The following is an 18,096-nucleotide window of genomic DNA, read 5'->3' on the forward strand; positions in this document are numbered from 1 at the left end:
GAAAGGTTGAAGCGAATCTTGAGCTTGATGAGGGCAAATGTGGGAGGGGCTTGCCCCCTCCCACATTTTGAGCCGGGTTCGGCTTCGGTTAGTTGCTGATCGCCAGAATGCTCGCCTGGTACGACCCGACAAACACGTCAAAATCGCCCACTTCGTTCTGCTCCAGCTCCGCCTGTTGCGCCAGCGAGGTGCGCGCCAGTTCCTCAAAGCGGGCCTGTTCTTCAGCCGGCAACGGCTCGCGGCGGAAGTACTCGGCATGCACCTCGCTCTGATGCAGGGAGAACTGTGCAAAGCTCTCTTTGCGCTCGGCCATCGCCGCCAATACCTGGGCCGAAGGGGTCAGGGAAGGGTCCTTGACCTTGGCCAACTGGGCGTCCAGCGCCTGGCTGTGTTCGGTGATGCCGTGGCTTTCATCAAGCAGCGCAGCCAACGGGGCAATCTTCTCCAGCAGCTCGGTAGCCCATTCCTTCATGTCCACGGCCTGGCCCTTGCGCTGCAATTGCAGGCCTGGGCGCCGACCTTCCTTGACCACGCTGAGGAAGTTGGACGTGGCGTTGCCGCACTCGTTATCGGCGAACAGTGGGCTGTCGTTCAGCGCGCAGTACAACAGGAATGCGTCGAGGAAACGCGACTCCGGCAGGTCGATGCCCATCGGCAGGAACGGGTTGATGTCCAGGCAGCGCACTTCGATGTACTGGATGCCACGGGCCATCAGCGCCTGGATCGGCCGCTCGCCGGTGTAGGTCACGCGCTTGGGCCGGATGTTGGAGTAGTACTCGTTTTCGATCTGCAGGATGTTGGTGTTGAGTTGTACCCACTCACCGTCCTTATGGGTGCCGACTTCGACATAGGGCGCGTAAGGCGTTGCCACCGCTTCGCGCAGGCTGTCGGTGTAGCTGCTCAGGTCGTTGTAGCACGGCGTCAGGCCGGCCTGGGCGTTGCTCTGGTAACCCAGGTCGCTCATGCGCAGGCTGGTGGCGTAGGGCAGGTACAGGGTGTCGGCGTCGAGCACTTCCAATTGATGCGAGCGACCGCGCAGGAAACCCGCGTCCAGGGCCGGCGAGGCCCCGAACAGGTACATCAGCAGCCAGCTGTAGCGGCGAAAGTTGCGGATCAGCGCGATGTAGGCGGTGGACTGATAGTCGCGGTCGGTACCGACGAAGCCTTCAGTCTCCTTGAGCAGCGGCCACAACTGTTCCGGCAGGGAAAAGTTGTAGTGGATGCCGGCAATGCACTGCATGGTCTTGCCGTAGCGCAGGGCCAGGCCCTTGCGGTACACGTACTTGAGCTGTCCGATATTGGAGGTGCCGTAGTAGGCAATCGGAATGTCTTCCTCGGCCGGCAATGGGCACGGCATCGAGGGGCTCCACAGGTATTCGCTGCCGAGCTTGGTGTAGGCAAAGCGATGGATCTTTTCCAGGCTGCTCAGGGTATCGGCCGGGTTGGGCAGGGCCGGGGTAATGAACTCCAGCAGCGATTCCGAGTAGTCGGTGGTGATCTGTTCATGGGTCAACGCGGCGCCCAGGGCTTCGGGGTGCGGCGTTTGCGCCAGGCGACCGTCACCGGTGACACGTAGGCATTCACGCTCGATGCCGTGCAAGCACTGCTCTAGCAGGGAGAGGTGTTCGCGCTTGCCGAGCAGAGCCAGGCGGCGGTTGAGAAGTTCGCTCAAGTTGGATTCCTTCACGCGTCAGTCGCCCCAATATGGGGGTGGGCAGGACGGTCTACAAGGGTGAAGTTAAAACTGGCGTTATCGCCTGGTTTTGAGTCGATTTGACTCGCTTTGAAAAAGCCTCCTTCACTCCATGAATTGGGCTATGGCGCAGCAAGAAAATTCCGACGCTGTTGTCGCAGCGCCGAAATTAACTCAAATCGGGGGCGGGGAGCTATAGGACAGCGAAGGTGCCCTGTGCTTTTGCGACAAGCCTTTCGTCCTGGTACACCTCGGCTTCGACCACCAGCGTGCGCCGGCCGGCGTGAATCACGCGGCTGGTGCACAGCACATCACCGTCTTCCACGGCGCGGATGTAGTTGATCTTGCATTCGATGGTCGCGCTCTGCTGATCAAAACCATGGGCGCTGGAACAGGCCAGCCCCATGGTGATGTCCACCAGACTGAAAATCGCCCCGCCGTGGAGCTTGCCCGCGCGGTTGCGCAGGTGCGGCTCCAGGGTCAGGGCCACTTCGGCAACGCCTTCTTCAAGGCGTTGCAGGCGGCAGCCGATCAGCTCGCTGAACGCGCTCTGGGTCAAACCGGCGGGGATTTCCATCAGCGTTTCTTCAACTGCTTGGCGTTGGCGAACAGCGAGGCCATGGCGTTGTTGCTTGGCGCTGCGGTGGCGGTTTCCTTGCGCGGTTGGCTGTTTTCAGAGCGGTTCTGCGATTGGCGCGGCGACGAGCCAGGGCGTGCACCACGGGCGCCGTCGATTTTCTCGCCTGGGGTGTCGCTCATGCGCATCGACAGGCCAACGCGTTTGCGCGGGATGTCGACTTCCATGACCTTGACCTTGACCACATCTCCGGCCTTCACTGCTTCGCGCGGATCCTTGATGAACTTCTCCGAAAGCGCAGAGATGTGCACCAAACCGTCCTGATGCACGCCGATGTCCACAAAGGCGCCGAAGTTGGTCACGTTGGTGACCACGCCTTCGAGAATCATGCCCAGTTGCAGGTCCTTGAGGTCTTCGACGCCGTCCTGGAACTCGGCGGTCTTGAACTCGGGACGTGGGTCGCGGCCAGGTTTTTCCAGCTCTTGCAGGATGTCGGTGATGGTGGGCACGCCGAAGGTTTCGTCGGTGTACTTCTTGGGATCCAGGCGCTTGAGGAACGCGGCGTCGCCGATCAGCGAGCGGATGTCGCGGTCGGTCTCGGCGGCGATGCGTTGCACCAGCGGATAGGCTTCCGGGTGAACGGCGGACGAGTCCAGCGGGTTGTCGCCGTTCATCACGCGTAGGAAGCCGGCGGCTTGCTCGAAGGTTTTTTCACCCAGGCGTGCGACTTTTTTCAGCGCGGCGCGGGTTTTGAAGGCACCGTTTTCGTCGCGGTGCGTGACGATGTTCTGCGCCAGGGTGGCATTGAGGCCGGAAATACGCGCCAGCAACGCCACGGAGGCGGTGTTCACGTCCACGCCCACGGCGTTTACGCAGTCTTCCACCACCGCATCCAGGCCGCGCGCCAGTTTCAGCTGCGACACGTCGTGCTGGTACTGGCCGACGCCAATGGATTTAGGATCGATTTTAACCAGCTCTGCCAGCGGATCCTGCAGGCGGCGGGCGATGGACACCGCGCCACGGATCGACACGTCGAGGTCCGGGAATTCCTTGGAGGCCAGTTCCGATGCCGAGTACACCGAAGCACCGGCTTCGGAGACCATCACCTTGGTCATCTTCATGGCTGGGTATTTTTTGATCAGCTCGGCGGCCAGCTTGTCGGTTTCACGGCTGGCAGTGCCGTTGCCGATGGCGATCAGGTCCACCGAATGCTTAGCGCACAGGGCGGCCAGGATGGCGAGGGTCTGGTCCCACTTGTTGTGCGGTACGTGTGGGTACACGGTGGCGTGGTCCAGCAGCTTGCCGGTGGCATCGACCACGGCGACCTTGCAGCCGGTGCGCAGGCCCGGGTCGAGGCCCAGGGTGGCGCGCGGGCCGGCCGGGGCGGCCAGCAGCAGGTCGTGCAGGTTGTGGGCGAATACGTTGATCGCCTCGGTTTCGGCGCCGTCGCGCAACTCGCCGAGCAGGTCGGTTTCCAGGTGGGTGTAGAGCTTGACCTTCCAGGTCCAGCGCACGACTTCACCGAGCCACTTGTCCGCAGGACGATTCTGATTCTGGATGCCGAATTGTTGGCCGATCATGCCTTCGCACGGGTGCATGGTGCCCGGCAACTCGTCGCCGACTTTGAGTGCGGAGCTGAGAATACCTTCGTTGCGGCCACGGAAAATCGCCAGCGCACGGTGGGAAGGCATGCTTTTCAGCGGTTCGTCGTGTTCGAAGTAGTCGCGGAACTTGGCGCCTTCTTCCTCTTTGCCGGCGATGACGCGGGCGCTGAGGGTGGCTTCCTGTTTCAGATAGCTGCGCAGTTTTTCCAGCAGGTTGGCGTCTTCGGCGAAGCGCTCCATCAGGATGTACTTGGCGCCTTCGAGGGCGGCCTTGACGTCGGCAACCCCTTTTTCAGCGTTGACGAAGCGCGCTGCTTCGGTGTCCGGGGTCAGCGACGGGTCGTTGAACAGGCCGTCGGCCAGTTCGCCCAGGCCGGCTTCCAGGGCAATCTGGCCCTTGGTGCGGCGCTTCTGTTTGTACGGCAGGTAGAGGTCTTCGAGGCGGGTCTTGGTGTCGGCGAGCTTGATGTCGCGCTCAAGTTGGGGGGTCAGCTTGCCCTGTTCCTCGATGCTGGCGAGGATGCTGATGCGCCGTTCGTCGAGTTCTCGCAGGTAGCGCAGGCGCTCTTCCAGGTGCCGCAGCTGGATGTCGTCGAGGCTGCCGGTGACTTCTTTTCGGTAACGGGCGATGAAGGGCACCGTGGAGCCTTCATCCAGTAGAGCGACGGCCGCTTCGACCTGTTGTGGGCGTACACCGAGTTCCTCGGCGATGCGGCTGTTGATGCTGTCCATAAAACCACCTGAAATTCTTAGAAGCAGCTCGCAGGCCCGGAACACAAGGCCTTGCGCAGCTGGTTGAGCGGCCCGACTGGCGCCGCTACCTGGGTCAAGAGGCAGCCTATTGACCCTCGAAATCGGAAAAATCGCGACAAGCGGGTAAAAAAAGCCCGGCAGTAAACGGTCATGATCTGACGTTGCCCTGCAGGAAGGCGCCGCATTATAACCAGCGTTCTGTTGTTGAGGGCTACTGCGCAGGTGGTTGTAGGGCGCGGGTTTGCTGGCAGTCGAGGAAAAATCTGCTAACAATGCACACGGTGCGTATAACGACAGCTACGCCATAATGCGCGCCGAGATAAGAGGAGCATCCAATGAGCAGCACTGCACAAACTGCTGAAGGCGAAAAAATTCTCATCGTTGATGACGATCCGGGGCTGAGCAGCCTGCTGGAGCGTTTCTTCAATTCCAAGGGCTACCGTGCCCGCGCGGTGCCGAACACCGAGCAGATGGACCGCCTCCTGGGGCGCGAAGTATTCAACCTGGTCGTACTCGACCTGATGCTGCCCGGCGAAGACGGCCTGACCGCCTGCAAGCGCCTGCGCGGCGCGAACAACCAGATTCCAATCATCATGCTCACCGCCAAGGGCGATGAGCTGAGCCGCATCAAGGGCCTTGAACTGGGCGCTGATGACTACCTGGCCAAGCCCTTCAACCCGGATGAGTTGATGGCGCGGGTCAAAGCCGTATTGCGTCGTCAGGCACCGCCGGTACCGGGCGCGCCGGGCAGCGAAGACGAAAGCGTTACGTTTGGCGATTACGAACTGTCGCTGGCGACCCGCGAACTCAAGCGCGGCGACGAAGTGCATATGCTCACCACTGGCGAATTCGCAGTGCTCAAGGCTCTGGTGATGAACGCGCGTCAGCCGCTGACCCGCGACAAGCTGATGAACCTGGCCCGTGGTCGGGAATGGGACGCCCTGGAGCGCTCCATCGACGTGCAGATTTCCCGTCTGCGCCGGATGATCGAGCCGGACCCGTCCAAGCCTCGGTATATCCAGACGGTATGGGGCGTGGGTTATGTGTTTGTGCCGGATGGCACCGCAACCAAGTGACCGATGATTTGCAGGGCGGGCATCCTGGCGTTTGACTCCATGAGGGTCGACGGGATGTCCGGCGTCTGCAATTCTGCGAGCGCCGCTCGTTCCTGCAAGGTGTCCAGCTGTCTTCTATGAAAACCCCTCTGTGGTTCCCGCAAAGTTTCTTCTCCCGCACCCTTTGGCTGGTGCTGATCGTCGTGCTGTTTTCCAAGGCGCTGACACTGGTTTATCTGTTGATGAACGAAGACGTGCTGGTGGATCGGCAGTACAGCCACGGTGTCGCCCTGACGCTGCGGGGTTATTGGGCTGTAGACCCTGAGAACCGGGAAAAAGTAGCCAAGGCGTCGACGTTGACCCGTGTTGACGGGGCCGGCGTACCTGAGGGTGAACAGCATTGGCCTTACAGCGAGATCTACCAGCGCCAGATGCAGGCCGAACTCGGCGAGGACACCGAGGTGCGCTTGCGCATGCATGTTTCACCTGCGCTGTGGGTGAGGGCCCCGAGCCTGGGCGATGCCTGGATCAAGGTTCCGCTGTATCCGCATCCTTTGCGGGGGCAGAAGATCTGGAACGTGTTGGGCTGGTTCCTGGCCATCGGCTTGCTTTCCACTGCGTCCGCGTGGATTTTTGTCCGTCAGCTTAACCAACCGCTTAAACGCCTGGTGTTTGCCGCCCGCCAGTTGGGCCAGGGGCGCAGCGTGCGCCTGCCGGTCAGCGATACGCCCAGTGAAATGACCGAAGTGTATGGCGCCTTCAATCAGATGGCGGAGGACGTCGAACAGGCTGGGCGCGAACGCGAGCTGATGCTGGCGGGGGTGTCCCATGACTTGCGCACGCCATTGACGCGATTGCGCTTGTCCCTGGAGCTGATGGGCAACCATAGCGACCTCACTGACGACATGGTTCGTGATATCGAAGACATGGACGCGATTCTCGACCAGTTCCTGGCGTTTATCCGCGATGGGCGTGACGAGGTGGTGGAGGAAGTCGATCTCACGGATCTGGTGCGTGAGGTTGTCGCGCCCTACAACCAGAATGGCGAGCAGGTGCGCATGCGCCTGGAACCTATCCAGCCGTTTGCGCTGCGTCGTGTATCCATGAAGCGTCTGCTGAATAACTTGATTGGTAATGCGTTGCACCATGCCGGCTCCGATGTGGAGGTGGCCGCCTACGTCTCTGGCGACAGTGCCGCGCCTTATGTGGTGCTGAGTGTGATGGACCGTGGCACGGGGATTGATCCGGCGGAACTGGAAGGTATCTTCAACCCGTTTACCCGTGGCGACCGTGCCAGGGGCGGCAAAGGGACTGGGCTGGGGCTGGCGATTGTGCGGCGGATTGCTTCGATGCATGGCGGCAATGTTGAACTGCGCAACCGCGAGGGTGGTGGTCTTGAGGCGCGGGTGCGCTTGCCGCTTGGACTGATGCTGCCAAGAGATGCGGTATAGAAACGCTGCAAGTTTCAAGCTTAAAGCCGCAAGAGAAAGGCAGGCAGCTTTTGCCCTTTCTTGCAGCTTATAGCTTGAAGCTAACAGCCGCGTCTCTAACCCTTGCCCTTGGTCCTGGTCATATTCGGTCCACCATTCTTCTCCAGATGCTGAATGATGATCCCCGCCACATCCTTGCCGGTGGTGGTCTCGATTCCTTCCAGGCCCGGCGACGAGTTCACCTCCATCACCAGCGGGCCGTGGTTGGAGCGCAGGATGTCCACGCCCGCTACCGCCAGCCCCATCACCTTTGCCGCCCGCAGCGCGGTCATGCGTTCTTCCGGGGTGATCTTGATCAGGCTGGCGCTGCCGCCACGGTGCAGGTTGGAGCGAAACTCTCCGGGCTTGGCCTGGCGCTTCATCGCTGCTATCACCTTGTCGCCCACCACGAAGCAGCGGATATCCGCACCGCCGGCTTCCTTGATGTACTCCTGGACCATGATGTTCTGCTTGAGGCCCATGAACGCCTCGATCACGGATTCCGCGGCTGTCGCGGTTTCACACAGCACCACACCGATGCCCTGGGTGCCTTCGAGCACCTTGATCACCAGCGGCGCGCCATTGACCATTTCAATCAGGTCTGGGATGTCGTCGGGGGAGTGGGCAAAACCGGTGACCGGCAGGCCGATACCCCTGCGCGACAGCAGTTGCAATGAGCGTAATTTGTCCCTCGATCGCGCAATGGCCACCGATTCATTGAGGGGAAAAACCCCCATCATTTCGAACTGGCGCAGCACCGCGCAGCCATAGAACGTCACCGAGGCGCCGATACGCGGGATTACCGCATCAAACCCCTCCAGCGGTTTGCCGCGGTAATGGATCTGCGGCTTGTGGCTGGCAATGTTCATATAGGCACGCAGCGTGTCGATCACCACCATTTCATGGCCACGTTCGGTGCCGGCCTCGACCAGGCGACGGGTGGAATACAGACGCGGGTTTCGCGACAGCACAGCAATCTTCATGCAGCACCTGGGGCAGAAATAGTAGAGACCGGGAACACCGGCTTGTCTTGAACGTACTTGACGCCGGGATTGACCACCAGATGGCCGTCAATCAGCGCCTTGGAACCCAGCAACAGGCGGTAACGCATGGCTTTGCGGCAGGCCAGGGTGAACTCCACCCGCCATACCCGATCACCCAACGCCAGGGTGGTACTGATCACATAGCGCACCTGCGCGTGGCCATTGGAGCTCTTGATGGTTTTCATCGTCACCAGGGGCGCTTCGCAGCGGCGGTGGCGCAACTGCACAACGCTGCCCAGGTGTGCGGTAAAGCGCACCCACTTCTCACCGTCGCGCTCAAACGGCTCGATGTCGGTGGCGTGCAGGCTGGAGGTGCTGGCACCGGTGTCGATCTTTGCGCGCAGGCCTGCCACTCCCAGGTCGGGAAGTGCCACCCACTCACGCAGACCCACAACGGTCAAATGGTCAAATGTCTTCAATATGGGTAACCGGTCAATTCGCCCAGGCTTTCGGTGAAACCTCGGCCAAGGCTTTGAATGCGGGCTTGGCGAACCAGTAGCCCTGCATCAGAAATATTCCACAGTCGGACAGGAAGTCGCGTTCGCCGGCACTTTCGATGCCTTCGGCGATGACAGTAACGCCCAACTGCTCACAGATTGTGACAATCCCCTGGACGATCACCTGACGGACACGATCCTGATCGACATCGCGGATCAGCGCCATATCGAGTTTGATCAAGTCAGGTTGGAAATCGGCCAGCAGATTCAGCCCCGAATAGCCCGCGCCGAAATCATCGATGGCGGTCTTGAAGCCGAATTCGCGGTATTCACGCAGAATATTCGTCAAATGGCGATAGTTATCTACATGCTCGCTTTCCAGTGTCTCGAAAATCAGTTGGTCCAGCGGAAAATTGTGCGCGCGAGCCGCCTCCAGGGTGCTGCGAATGCACAACTCCGGACGGTACACGGCGTTGGGCATGAAATTGATTGAAAGGTGGGTTTGCATCCCCAGGGCCGAAGCGCCCGCGATCGCCTGGGTGCGGCAACGCTGGTCGAAACGGTATCGATTGGTGTCGTTGACCTGCTGCAGCACTGACATCGCCCCTTCGCCATTGACGCCGCGTACCAGGGCTTCGTTGGCAAAAATCGAATGGTCTCTAAGGTCTACGATGGGCTGATAAGCGAAAGCAAACTCGAAACCCAGGGGCTCGCTCTGCTGGCAGCCCACGCACCGCTGGTTAGGCGAGGTGAGTGAAGTGGGAAAATCGGTCACAGTATGTCCTCGCGAAAACAGGGTGCTACCTGGCGTATCTTAGGTGAGCCTTGGGGTTTATGCGTCGAAGGGTTTCAACGGTAAAGTTGCGACATTTTTCAGAGCGAGGAATTCAAGTGGCTCAGAAGCAGGAAGAGGAAGAAAAGGTCCGTCTGGACAAGTGGCTGTGGGCGGCGCGTTTCTTTAAAACCCGTGCCTTGGCCAAAGCCGCGATTGAGAGTGGCAAAGTGCATCATCGCGGCGAGCGCTGCAAGCCGGGCAAAGAGCCACGCGTCGGTGATGAGTTGCAGATTCGCATCGGTTTTGATGAAAAGACCGTGGTGGTCCAGGCGCTTTCCGTTGTGCGTCGTGGTGCACCTGAGGCGCAGACGCTGTACACAGAGACTGAAGCGAGCATCGCCAAGCGCGAAAACGCTGCGGCCATGCGCAAGGCGGGTGCTACCGGCATGACCACCGATGGCAAGCCGAGCAAGAAGCAGCGCCGCGACCTGTTCAAGTTTCGCGGCAGTGGCAATGATGACTAGCGCTCACACGAGCTGATCTTTGTGGCGAGCGGGCTTGCCCCGCGTTGGGCTGCGCAGCAGCCCTATCCAGACCCTCCACATTTTTTCAGGCACATCGAGGTGGTTGGTTTTAGGGCCGCTTCGCAGCCCAACGCGGGGCAAGCCCGCTCGCCACAGGTCAGTCCGCTGCCCTTACGACGCTAAGTCGATCAATCAGCGGCACCCGCTCAAACAGCCTGAATACCGGGGCTGTCACCCGCAGCAACACCCCCGACACCTTCGCCGCAAACGGCGTGTAATACCCCCAGCCCAACGCCAACAGCGCCAGCAGCACACCGCCGATGTAATCGTCCTGCCCCCAATGGGCACCCGCCACCAGCCGCGGCATCATAAACAACAGCGCCAGGCCCCAGATCACCAGCACCTGGCCGATGCGCTTGGCGAACACCGTCATGAACATCCCCCAGATCAACAGCACCGAAGCATGATCCCCTGGGAAGCTTTGGCTTGAGCGGTCCTTCAGCTCCCAGGTCTTCTCCAGCCCGGGGAAATAGTCACTCATCTGGATCGCCCCGGCGATTACCATCGACGGGCTGCTGTGCTGCCAGCCCATCTGCGCCGCGAGTTTGGAAAACAGCATGCGGATAAACAACAACAGCAACAAAATGCCGACAAAACCTAACAGTGCCTGGCGTACCTGCACGGCCTTGAAGACCCAGTCGCCACGAATCAGTAGCATCAGCAGAATTACTCCGACCACTGCATCAAAAGGCCGCAAACTGGCTACGGCCCATACATGCAGCCACGTTGAGCTGCTCGCCAGCGGATCATTGAGCAGATGAAACAGCCACTCGTCGAAAAGCACACACATCATCTGGCCCGTGGGCCACAGCCAAAAACACAGCAACCCGATAGCGAGTAGATTGCAAAGTGCCCATTGCCGGAGGTTCCACTTGGCTTGGAACAAACCCGGATTGTTCATAAACTGTCCCTCTTCGCTCTATTCAGCTCTCTGTTTCCAGGAGAAAGCCGCACCAAATTGGTGCTAAAGCGTTTAATTTTATAAACCTTGTAATCAATTTGTCATCAATTCAGATACCCAGACCTATGACTGATCTACCGGATACCGACTTCACCCAACGCTTCATCTTCGACGAGAGCGACGCCCGCGGCGAAATGGTGTCGTTGGAGCGCAGCTACGCCGAAGTCCTCGCCAAGCACCCCTATCCGGAGCCGGTCGCGCAACTGCTCGGTGAGCTGATGGCAGCCGCAGCGTTGCTGGTGGGCACCATGAAGTTCGACGGTTTGCTGATCCTGCAGGCCCGTTCCGAAGGGCCGATTCCGCTGCTGATGATCGAGTGCTCCAGCGAGCGCGAAATCCGTGGCCTGGCCCGTTATGAAGCCGACCAGATTGCCCCGGACGCCACCCTGGCCGAGCTGATGCCCAACGGCGTCCTGGCGCTCACTGTCGACCCGACCGTAGGCCAGCGTTACCAGGGCATCGTCGACCTCGACGGCAAAACGCTGTCGGAATGCTTCACCAACTATTTCGTGATGTCCCAGCAAGTGGGCACCAAGTTCTGGCTCAACGCTGACGGCAAGCGCGCCCGTGGCATGTTGCTGCAACAACTGCCGGCCGACCGTATCAAGGAAGACGAAGATCGTGCTGAAAGCTGGCGGCACTGCATTGCCTTGGCCGATACCTTGAAAGCCGAAGAGCTGCTGGGCCTGGACAACGAAACCATCCTGCACCGCCTGTACCACGAAGACCCCGTGCGCCTGTTCGATGCGCAAACCCTGCACTTCCACTGCAGCTGCTCCCGCGAGCGTTCGGGTAACGCCCTGGTCAGCCTGGGCCTGGAAGATGCGCAGAATCTGGTGGTGGAACACGGTGGAAATATCGAGATCGACTGCCAGTTCTGCAACGAGCGCTACCTGTTCGACGCTGCCGATGTAGCGCAATTGTTCGCTGGTGCAGGTATCGACACGCCTTCTGACACCCGCCACTAAAACGTTTAAGCACAGGTAAATCACCTGACAAATGTCGGATTAGAGGTGTTCTGACGGGAGGGCCCTACTTTTTTTGGGCTTTTCTGGCATAATCCGGCCCACTTTTTTCGCGGTAGTAGTGCGCAACTTTCTACTACAAAACGTTTGGAGCACTCGGCCATAGGCCGACGGGGAACCTCATGACGCAAGCCAATAACGCCGTATACACCGATCTGAGTGTTGACGATCTGGTCAAAGAAGCCCTGCAGCGCGGTGAAGGCGTGCTTGCCGATACCGGTGCGCTGGTCGTAGAAACCGGTCACCGTACCGGCCGTTCGCCAGTCGACCGTTTCATCGTTGAAGAGCCTTCTACCCAGGATTCCATTGCCTGGGGCCCGATCAACCGCAAGTTCCCGGCCGACAAGTTCGATGCCCTGTGGGCACGCGTCGAGGCGTTCAACAACGCGCAAGAGCATTTCGTTTCCCACGTTCACGTAGGGGCTGCCGAAGACCACTACCTGGCCGTGAAAATGACCACCCAGACTGCCTGGCAGAACCTGTTCGGTCGTTGCCTGTTCATCAACCCGGCCCAGTACAACCCGGCCGGTCGTGACGAGTGGCAAGTGCTCAACGTAGCCAACTTCGAGTGCGTGCCTGAGCGTGACGGCACCAACTCCGACGGTTGCGTGATCCTCAACTTCGCCCAGAAAAAAGTGCTGATCGCCGGCATGCGCTACGCCGGTGAAATGAAGAAAGCCATGTTCTCGGTGCAGAACTACCTGCTGCCGGCTTCCGACGTACTGCCGATGCACTGCGCCGCCAACATTGGCGAAGCAGGCGACGTGACCCTGTTCTTCGGTCTGTCCGGCACCGGCAAGACCACCCTGTCCGCCGACGAAAGCCGTTACCTGATTGGTGACGACGAACACGGCTGGGGCGAAGGCGTGGTGTTCAACATCGAAGGCGGTTGCTATGCCAAGTGCATCGACCTGTCCGAGAAGAACGAGCCGGTTATCTGGAAAGCCATCAAGCACGGCGCCGTGCTGGAAAACGTCGTCATCGACGACGCCAAGCACGCTGACTATGCCGATGTCAGCCTGACCCAGAACAGCCGCGCGGCCTACCCGCTGGAGCACGTTGCCAAGCGTTCCGAGAAGAACCTGGGCGGCGAGCCAAACGCGGTGATCTTCCTGACCTGCGACCTGACCGGCGTACTGCCGCCAGTGTCCATCCTCAGCGAAGAACAAGCGGCCTACCACTTCCTGTCTGGCTACACCGCACTGGTGGGTTCGACCGAAATGGGTTCGGGCAGCGGCATCAAGTCGACCTTCTCCACCTGCTTCGGCGCGCCGTTCTTCCCACGCCCGGCTGGCGAATACGCTGAGCTTTTGATCAAGCGCATCCGCGGGTTCGGCTCCAAGGTCTACCTGGTCAACACCGGCTGGACCGGCGGCGGCTACGGCGTCGGCAAGCGCTTCAACATCCCGACCACTCGCGGCGTGATCGCAGCGATCCAGAGCGGCGCGTTGATCGGTGCAGAAACCGAACACCTCGACACCATCAACCTCGACGTGCCATTGGCCGTACCGGGCGTTGAGACCGGCCTGTTGAACCCACGTAACACCTGGGCTGACAAGGCCGCTTACGATGAAGCAGCGAAGGCGCTGGCTGGTCTGTTCATCGAGAACTTCAAGAAGTTTGAAGTGAGCGATGCGATCAAGGCTGCGGGTCCGAAGTTGTAAGATTCGCAAGCTGTTAAAAAGCCGCCCCTAGTGGGCGGCTTTTTTGTGCGTGAACGGTTAGTCGACGATATGCAGGACCACCGCCCCGAACAGCACCAGCACAACCCCCAGCACTTGCACCGCCGACAACCGCTCCTTGAAAAACACAAACCCCAAGATCGCCGCAATCGCGCCTGATAACGTACTGATCACCGTCACCACCGACACCGACCCCGACATCGCTCCCCACGAAAACGCCGAAAATCCACCCAGGTTCATCAGGCTTGCCCCTGTCAGCGTGGCGCAGTTTTTCAGCGGCGGAATCTTCAGACCGTCCTTGATCTTCAGCACCATCACCACCAGCACGCACAGCCCTACCAGGTAGCCGAGCCAAAGCATGGTGATCGGCCCCAGCGCAGGCAGTGTGTAGCGACCTTGTAGCCAGAAACTGGTGCCGTATAGCAACGCGGCAAGCATCGCGTAGGCGATCGAGCGGTTTGAGCTGTTGTGCGGGATGCCATTGTCCCTGTGGATGCTGGAAAGGATCACGCCGATGACGCACAGGGCGATGCAGCTGAGTTGGATCAGGCTGATGTGTTCGCCGCTGGCCCAGGACAGCAGGGTGGTGACGACGCCGTAGGACGTCACCAGCGGCGCCACGATGGCGGCTTTGCCCAGGGCGAAGGCCTTGGACAGGGCAAGGGCGCCGGAGACGGTGAACAGTGCGGCGGCAATGCCCAGCAGCCAGACGCTCATCGAGGCGTTCAGGGATTTGAAGAGCAAGGCGGGGAAGATGATCAGCAGCAGGGTCATGATCACGAAGCCGAGGGCCTGGCCGAAGTACACCGCGCGCTTGACGCCCACGGCCCGGGCGTTGAGACCCACGAGGAAATCCGTACCACCCCAGAGCAGGGCGGCCAGCAGGCCCATTGTTACGTCCATGTAAGGTCCTTGTTGTTTTGAGCGCGGCTTGCCAGGTTAGCTTAGATCCAATGGGGGAGGGGCTTGCTCGCTATAGCCGGGTGTCAGTCATCGATCGACTGGCTGATATACCGATATCGGGGGCAAGACCCCTCCCACATGGGGTCTGCGGTGTGCCTCGGGCCAGTGTTCGCTCAACTGAGGTTCTCCAGCGTTTGGGTGTCCCAGCTGTGGGTCTTGATGGCCAGGTAGAGCATGCCGATGGTCAGCGGGACCTTGTCGCCATGCCCCTTGCCGCGGCGTTTGAGGAACACGTCAAAGACCGGTGGGTTGAAGTAACGATAAGTGTCGTAGTCGCCGAGGTCGAGGGCGAATTCCTGCTCCAGCGCTTCCATGAGTTGCTTGGCCTCACTGCCGTCACAGCCCAGGTCGAAATTGAGTGAGGTTTGCAGGCGGATGGTTTTGTGTTTCGGCAGGCCGATTTCTTCGTGCAGCAATTGCAGGAGTTGCTGCATGACGGGGTCTTCGGGGACGTTGGCGGCGAGGTTCATGGTGGGGGCACGCAGGAGTGGGTGAAGGGGCTGGTTGCGTTGGAGGCGGTATTGGTTTCGAGTGATGAAGAGCGCCAAGCCTATCAAGAATACAAAGACAGGTAGGAGGGGCATTCTGAGGATCACCGCTACATAGGGTAGTAGGCACGTCAAAATAAGGCCTGTTGTGAGGCATGTGACTGCGAAGTGCTTTCTGAGCATCGGGTCTGTGATTTGGTAGTGCAGCACCAAATAGAGAATGAGAAAGGAAGCGGATTGAAGGTAAAGGGCCATGTCACTAAGACTCGTCCGAGTAGACATGCATTGAGAGTGTTGACCGCGCCACCGTTTTTGCTTCAAGCAGGCATAGATTGGCCAAAGCATGCCGATTGTCAGGTACAACAGTGAAGCGAATCACCGTGAAGATGACGCCATAGTGGCTGATGTGTTGAGTCCTTTCGATGTTCACAGGTTTCTGCCGAGAAAGTTGAGACCGCGCTATTTTCATTCAGCTACGGGTAACTTCTGTAGAGGGTTAAGCGGGTGTTTGGAGCAGTTTGGGAAGGGGATGTCGCGGTGTTTGGAGGTTTCCTACAAACGTTTCCGGCATTTGTGGCTTGGCAGCGATGCAACAGGTAAAACTGGCCAAATATGGGAGCCGGGCTTGCCCGCAATGACGGTGGGGCAGGTATGAAAATGTCGCCTGATGCTCCGCCATTGCAGGCTAGCCAGCGCCCACAGGGTCAGCTGTGTGCCTGGCCTTCAGAGCATTCCCACGCAGAGCGTGAGGAGCGATCACTCTCCTACAGGCCTGCTGATACACCGCTCAAAAATCGCCTCCAGCCCCCGATAATCACACGCCACCGCGTCAATATTCGCCGGTATCCATGCCGCGTGTTTGACCAGCCACCAGTTCACTGAAAAACCCGCGTTGACGATGATCTGTTCAAACAAAATCCGCTGCGCCCGGCCGTTGCCCTCGCGGAAAGGGTGGATGACGTTGAGGTCGCCATAGGCTTCGGCAATCTTGCTCACCAACTCGGTTTGGCTGGCGCCGACAAACCAGTTTGCCTCGGCCATCTGCCGGACGATCTTCGCGGCTTCTGGTGGGATGCGCTCCGGGGTGCAGAACAGGGTGTCGCCTTTCTGGATGTTCACGCTGCGCAACTCACCGGCCCAGTCGTAGATGTCACCAAACAGCGTGCGGTGGATGTGTTGCAGGCGTTCGAGGTCGTAGGGCGGGGGGAAGAGCGGGAGGCTGCCTACGGCGATTTCGGATAATTCCCGCTCCGCTTGGTGCAGGCGGGCTTCGTCGAGCAAATCGAGGCGGTTGCGCAGGACGCTGCTACCGGGATAGCAGTACGGATCCTGGCCCACCCCGTATTTGTCGAGCATCAGCGTGGGGTGTTGCGGTACTTGGCAAGCACGGCTTCGCGTGTCGGCAGGGGTTTGTCGACGTCGGCCGGTTGGGTGTCGAACCCTTCCAGGCGCAGGCTGGCCAGGTAATTGGAACGGCGGATCTTGTGGTAATGATCCTGTTTTTGCTCAAACGTCAGTTCGCTCATCGCAGCGTACTCCTGGGTAGCAAGGTTTGATTGTAGCGCAATGCTTCAACGGGAAGGCGGGATAAAAACCACGTCACATTCTGTATAAAAAATCCGCCGACACCCGGAATTCAGCGTATGTTTCACCGCAAAATCTTGTAGGGCGATTTCCGCCCGCTACTTAAAGGGAGTTGAGCATGGGTTTGCTGCGTGTTGCTTCGGCGATGTCATTGTGTGCGGTGGCTTTTTCGGTCCAGGCCGGGCAGTTGCCGATCGAAGTGCTCAGTGCGGTGGTCAAGGACCAGAAAATCGCTGATGCCGAAGTGCTGCTGCAACGTAACGGCGCACAGAACGTGGTGGGCCGCACCAACGCCCAGGGCCAGGTGACGCTGACCAGTGAAGCCGCCGATGATGCGAGCAACCTGCTGATCATCAAGAAACCTGGCTACTCCAACCTGGTGGTGAAGTGCCCATGCGCGGGCATGACCTACGCCATCAGCCCGGTGATGGAAAACCTCGACGGCCTGCGTGTGGTGCTGACCTGGGGCAAGACGCCGAGTGACCTCGACTCCCACATGATCTTCCCCGGCAATAACATCTACTTCGAGAACCAGAAGGGTACCGACGCCGAGTTGGATGTGGATGACACTGACAGCTACGGTCCGGAAACCATCACCCTGCAGAAAAAACACTACGGCGAAAGCTACGTCTATGCCGTGCACGACTACAGCAATGGCGGCAACCCAGGCTCGCGCCAGTTGTCCGACAGCGAAGCCAAGGTGTTCGTGTACATGGGCCAATCGCTGGTGCGTACTTACTACGTGCCCAAGAACCGCAGCGGTAACCTGTGGACGGTGTTCCGCATGACCGGCAGCGGCGACTTCCAGGACATCAACACCTTCAGTGGCGTGACCGTGAATGCGGCGAATGTACTCAACGAAGTCAAACCGCTGCTGGATGACAGCGTCGCGGTCACCGCAGTCACCGTCAGCTCTTCCGTACAATCCGATGCGAAGCGTCTGAACCTGCAGGGTGAAGCGGCCTACCAGGCCGGCAAGCTGGACCAGGCCATCGACCTGTTCCGCCAGGCTATCGAGTTGGACAATGGCTTCGGCAAGGCCTACGGCAACCTCGGCCTGGCGTATCAGAAAGCCGGTAACACTGCCGAGTCGATCTGGGCCAACCGCAAGGCTATCGCCCTCGCCACCGGCGCCAATGCTGCCACCGTGCGTGCAGGTGCCTACTACAACATTGCGCGGATCTACGAAGCGGCGGGGCAGTTCCCGGATGCGTTGCGTCACTACCAGTTGGCCAAGGAACAGAAGGCCAACCCGGTGTATGACACGGCGATTGAGCGCGTGCAGAATCGCTGATTCAGCTGTAGTGCAGTTCTGAAATGTGGGAGGGGGGCAAGCCCCCCTCCCACATTTGGTTTGCAGTGTTCCTATAGCCACAGTCGAATTTGGCCCAAGGCCATTGCTG

At 59.7% G+C, this 18,096-nt stretch carries 17 protein-coding genes; 6 read left to right on the plus strand and 11 right to left on the minus strand.

Annotation, left to right across the window (positions count from 1 at the left end; all coding sequences use genetic code 11):
• Positions 1-88: 88 nt before the first annotated feature.
• The 3 genes from gshA to AD670_RS29150 form a co-directional block, all read right to left on the minus strand.
• Complete coding sequence (gene gshA / locus AD670_RS29140; protein ID WP_053140276.1) at positions 89-1,672, minus strand: glutamate--cysteine ligase; 1,584 nt, start codon at positions 1,670-1,672, stop codon at positions 89-91.
• Between the two features lie 214 nt (positions 1,673-1,886).
• Positions 1,887-2,270 (minus strand): PaaI family thioesterase, encoded by a 384-nt coding sequence (locus tag AD670_RS29145; protein ID WP_053140279.1) that lies wholly within the window; start codon positions 2,268-2,270, stop codon positions 1,887-1,889.
• Entirely contained in the window at positions 2,270-4,606 is a 2,337-nt protein-coding gene (locus tag AD670_RS29150; protein ID WP_053140282.1) for a Tex family protein, read from the minus strand. The genes AD670_RS29145 and AD670_RS29150 overlap by 1 nt, the downstream gene beginning before the upstream one ends.
• Positions 4,607-4,962: 356 nt before the next feature.
• Between AD670_RS29150 and ompR the strand changes: the two genes are divergently transcribed.
• Both ompR and AD670_RS29160 read left to right on the plus strand, forming a co-directional pair.
• Positions 4,963-5,703, plus strand: coding sequence for a two-component system response regulator OmpR (gene ompR, locus AD670_RS29155; RefSeq protein ID WP_015373500.1), 741 nt, complete (start codon positions 4,963-4,965; stop codon positions 5,701-5,703).
• A gap of 116 nt (positions 5,704-5,819) precedes the next feature.
• Positions 5,820-7,133: an ATP-binding protein gene (locus AD670_RS29160; protein WP_053140284.1), complete on the plus strand. Its 1,314-nt coding sequence runs from the start codon at positions 5,820-5,822 to the stop codon at positions 7,131-7,133.
• A gap of 95 nt (positions 7,134-7,228) precedes the next feature.
• On the opposite strand, the gene rimK is transcribed toward AD670_RS29160, so the two are convergent.
• Genes rimK through AD670_RS29175 form a run of 3 tightly spaced genes read right to left on the minus strand, consistent with a single transcriptional unit; the run spans position 7,229 to position 9,406 of the window.
• On the minus strand, positions 7,229-8,134 hold the full coding sequence (gene rimK / locus AD670_RS29165; RefSeq protein ID WP_003171022.1) for a 30S ribosomal protein S6--L-glutamate ligase: 906 nt from the start codon (positions 8,132-8,134) through the stop codon (positions 7,229-7,231).
• The gene (locus AD670_RS29170; protein WP_169899741.1) at positions 8,131-8,580 is read right to left on the minus strand and encodes an ATP-dependent zinc protease; all 450 of its coding nucleotides are present in this window, start codon (positions 8,578-8,580) and stop codon (positions 8,131-8,133) included. Before AD670_RS29170 ends, rimK begins: the two co-directional genes overlap by 4 nt.
• Before the next feature lie 46 nt (positions 8,581-8,626).
• Positions 8,627-9,406 carry an EAL domain-containing protein gene (locus AD670_RS29175; RefSeq protein WP_053140285.1) on the minus strand — a complete coding sequence of 260 codons (780 nt, stop codon included), beginning with the start codon at positions 9,404-9,406 and terminating at the stop codon, positions 8,627-8,629.
• Positions 9,407-9,522: 116 nt separating this feature from the next.
• Between AD670_RS29175 and AD670_RS29180 the strand changes: the two genes are divergently transcribed.
• Complete coding sequence (locus tag AD670_RS29180) at positions 9,523-9,930, plus strand: RNA-binding S4 domain-containing protein (RefSeq protein ID WP_053140288.1); 408 nt, start codon at positions 9,523-9,525, stop codon at positions 9,928-9,930.
• Between the two features lie 157 nt (positions 9,931-10,087).
• On the opposite strand, the gene AD670_RS29185 is transcribed toward AD670_RS29180, so the two are convergent.
• Entirely contained in the window at positions 10,088-10,891 is an 804-nt protein-coding gene (locus tag AD670_RS29185; RefSeq protein ID WP_053140291.1) for a phosphatase PAP2 family protein, read from the minus strand.
• A 125-nt stretch (positions 10,892-11,016) separates the two neighbouring features.
• Between AD670_RS29185 and hslO the strand changes: the two genes are divergently transcribed.
• Both hslO and AD670_RS29195 read left to right on the plus strand, forming a co-directional pair.
• On the plus strand, positions 11,017-11,919 hold the full coding sequence (gene hslO, locus AD670_RS29190; protein WP_053140294.1) for an Hsp33 family molecular chaperone HslO: 903 nt from the start codon (positions 11,017-11,019) through the stop codon (positions 11,917-11,919).
• Positions 11,920-12,098: 179 nt separating this feature from the next.
• Positions 12,099-13,640 carry a phosphoenolpyruvate carboxykinase gene (locus AD670_RS29195; RefSeq protein WP_053140296.1) on the plus strand — a complete coding sequence of 514 codons (1,542 nt, stop codon included), beginning with the start codon at positions 12,099-12,101 and terminating at the stop codon, positions 13,638-13,640.
• Between the two features lie 57 nt (positions 13,641-13,697).
• Here the strand turns inward: AD670_RS29195 and AD670_RS29200 are convergent, their stop codons facing one another.
• The 4 genes from AD670_RS29200 to AD670_RS31290 form a co-directional block, all read right to left on the minus strand.
• Positions 13,698-14,549 carry a DMT family transporter gene (locus AD670_RS29200; RefSeq protein ID WP_053140299.1) on the minus strand — a complete coding sequence of 284 codons (852 nt, stop codon included), beginning with the start codon at positions 14,547-14,549 and terminating at the stop codon, positions 13,698-13,700.
• Between the two features lie 185 nt (positions 14,550-14,734).
• Positions 14,735-15,091 (minus strand): DUF1493 family protein, encoded by a 357-nt coding sequence (locus AD670_RS29205; RefSeq protein WP_053140383.1) that lies wholly within the window; start codon positions 15,089-15,091, stop codon positions 14,735-14,737.
• Positions 15,092-15,865: 774 nt separating this feature from the next.
• Complete coding sequence (locus tag AD670_RS29210; protein WP_053140302.1) at positions 15,866-16,465, minus strand: putative adenosine monophosphate-protein transferase Fic; 600 nt, start codon at positions 16,463-16,465, stop codon at positions 15,866-15,868.
• The gene (locus tag AD670_RS31290) at positions 16,465-16,635 is read right to left on the minus strand and encodes a YhfG family protein (RefSeq protein ID WP_003236014.1); all 171 of its coding nucleotides are present in this window, start codon (positions 16,633-16,635) and stop codon (positions 16,465-16,467) included. The genes AD670_RS29210 and AD670_RS31290 overlap by 1 nt, the downstream gene beginning before the upstream one ends.
• Positions 16,636-16,811: 176 nt before the next feature.
• Between AD670_RS31290 and AD670_RS29215 the strand changes: the two genes are divergently transcribed.
• Positions 16,812-17,987 (plus strand): tetratricopeptide repeat protein, encoded by a 1,176-nt coding sequence (locus AD670_RS29215; RefSeq protein ID WP_053140305.1) that lies wholly within the window; start codon positions 16,812-16,814, stop codon positions 17,985-17,987.
• Positions 17,988-18,096 lie beyond the last annotated feature (109 nt).

It is taken from the genome of Pseudomonas sp. MIACH, from assembly GCF_001269925.1.
Classification (GTDB): Bacteria; Pseudomonadota; Gammaproteobacteria; order Pseudomonadales; family Pseudomonadaceae; genus Aquipseudomonas.

Excerpts from the sequence above, each read along its gene's own strand:
- AD670_RS29145 (WP_053140279.1), bottom strand. The coding sequence starts at position 2,270 with ATGGAAATCCCCGCCGGTTTGACCCAGAGCGCGTTCAGCGAGCTGATC.
- AD670_RS29150 (WP_053140282.1), bottom strand. The coding sequence starts at position 4,606 with ATGGACAGCATCAACAGCCGCATCGCCGAGGAACTCGGTGTACGCCCA.
- ompR (WP_015373500.1), top strand. The coding sequence starts at position 4,963 with ATGAGCAGCACTGCACAAACTGCTGAAGGCGAAAAAATTCTCATCGTT.
- AD670_RS29160 (WP_053140284.1), top strand. The coding sequence starts at position 5,820 with ATGAAAACCCCTCTGTGGTTCCCGCAAAGTTTCTTCTCCCGCACCCTT.
- rimK (WP_003171022.1), bottom strand. The coding sequence starts at position 8,134 with ATGAAGATTGCTGTGCTGTCGCGAAACCCGCGTCTGTATTCCACCCGT.
- AD670_RS29185 (WP_053140291.1), bottom strand. The coding sequence starts at position 10,891 with ATGAACAATCCGGGTTTGTTCCAAGCCAAGTGGAACCTCCGGCAATGG.
- hslO (WP_053140294.1), top strand. The coding sequence starts at position 11,017 with ATGACTGATCTACCGGATACCGACTTCACCCAACGCTTCATCTTCGAC.
- AD670_RS29195 (WP_053140296.1), top strand. The coding sequence starts at position 12,099 with ATGACGCAAGCCAATAACGCCGTATACACCGATCTGAGTGTTGACGAT.
- AD670_RS29200 (WP_053140299.1), bottom strand. The coding sequence starts at position 14,549 with ATGGGCCTGCTGGCCGCCCTGCTCTGGGGTGGTACGGATTTCCTCGTG.
- AD670_RS29205 (WP_053140383.1), bottom strand. The coding sequence starts at position 15,091 with ATGAACCTCGCCGCCAACGTCCCCGAAGACCCCGTCATGCAGCAACTC.
- AD670_RS29210 (WP_053140302.1), bottom strand. The coding sequence starts at position 16,465 with ATGCTCGACAAATACGGGGTGGGCCAGGATCCGTACTGCTATCCCGGT.
- AD670_RS31290 (WP_003236014.1), bottom strand. The coding sequence starts at position 16,635 with ATGAGCGAACTGACGTTTGAGCAAAAACAGGATCATTACCACAAGATC.
- AD670_RS29215 (WP_053140305.1), top strand. The coding sequence starts at position 16,812 with ATGGGTTTGCTGCGTGTTGCTTCGGCGATGTCATTGTGTGCGGTGGCT.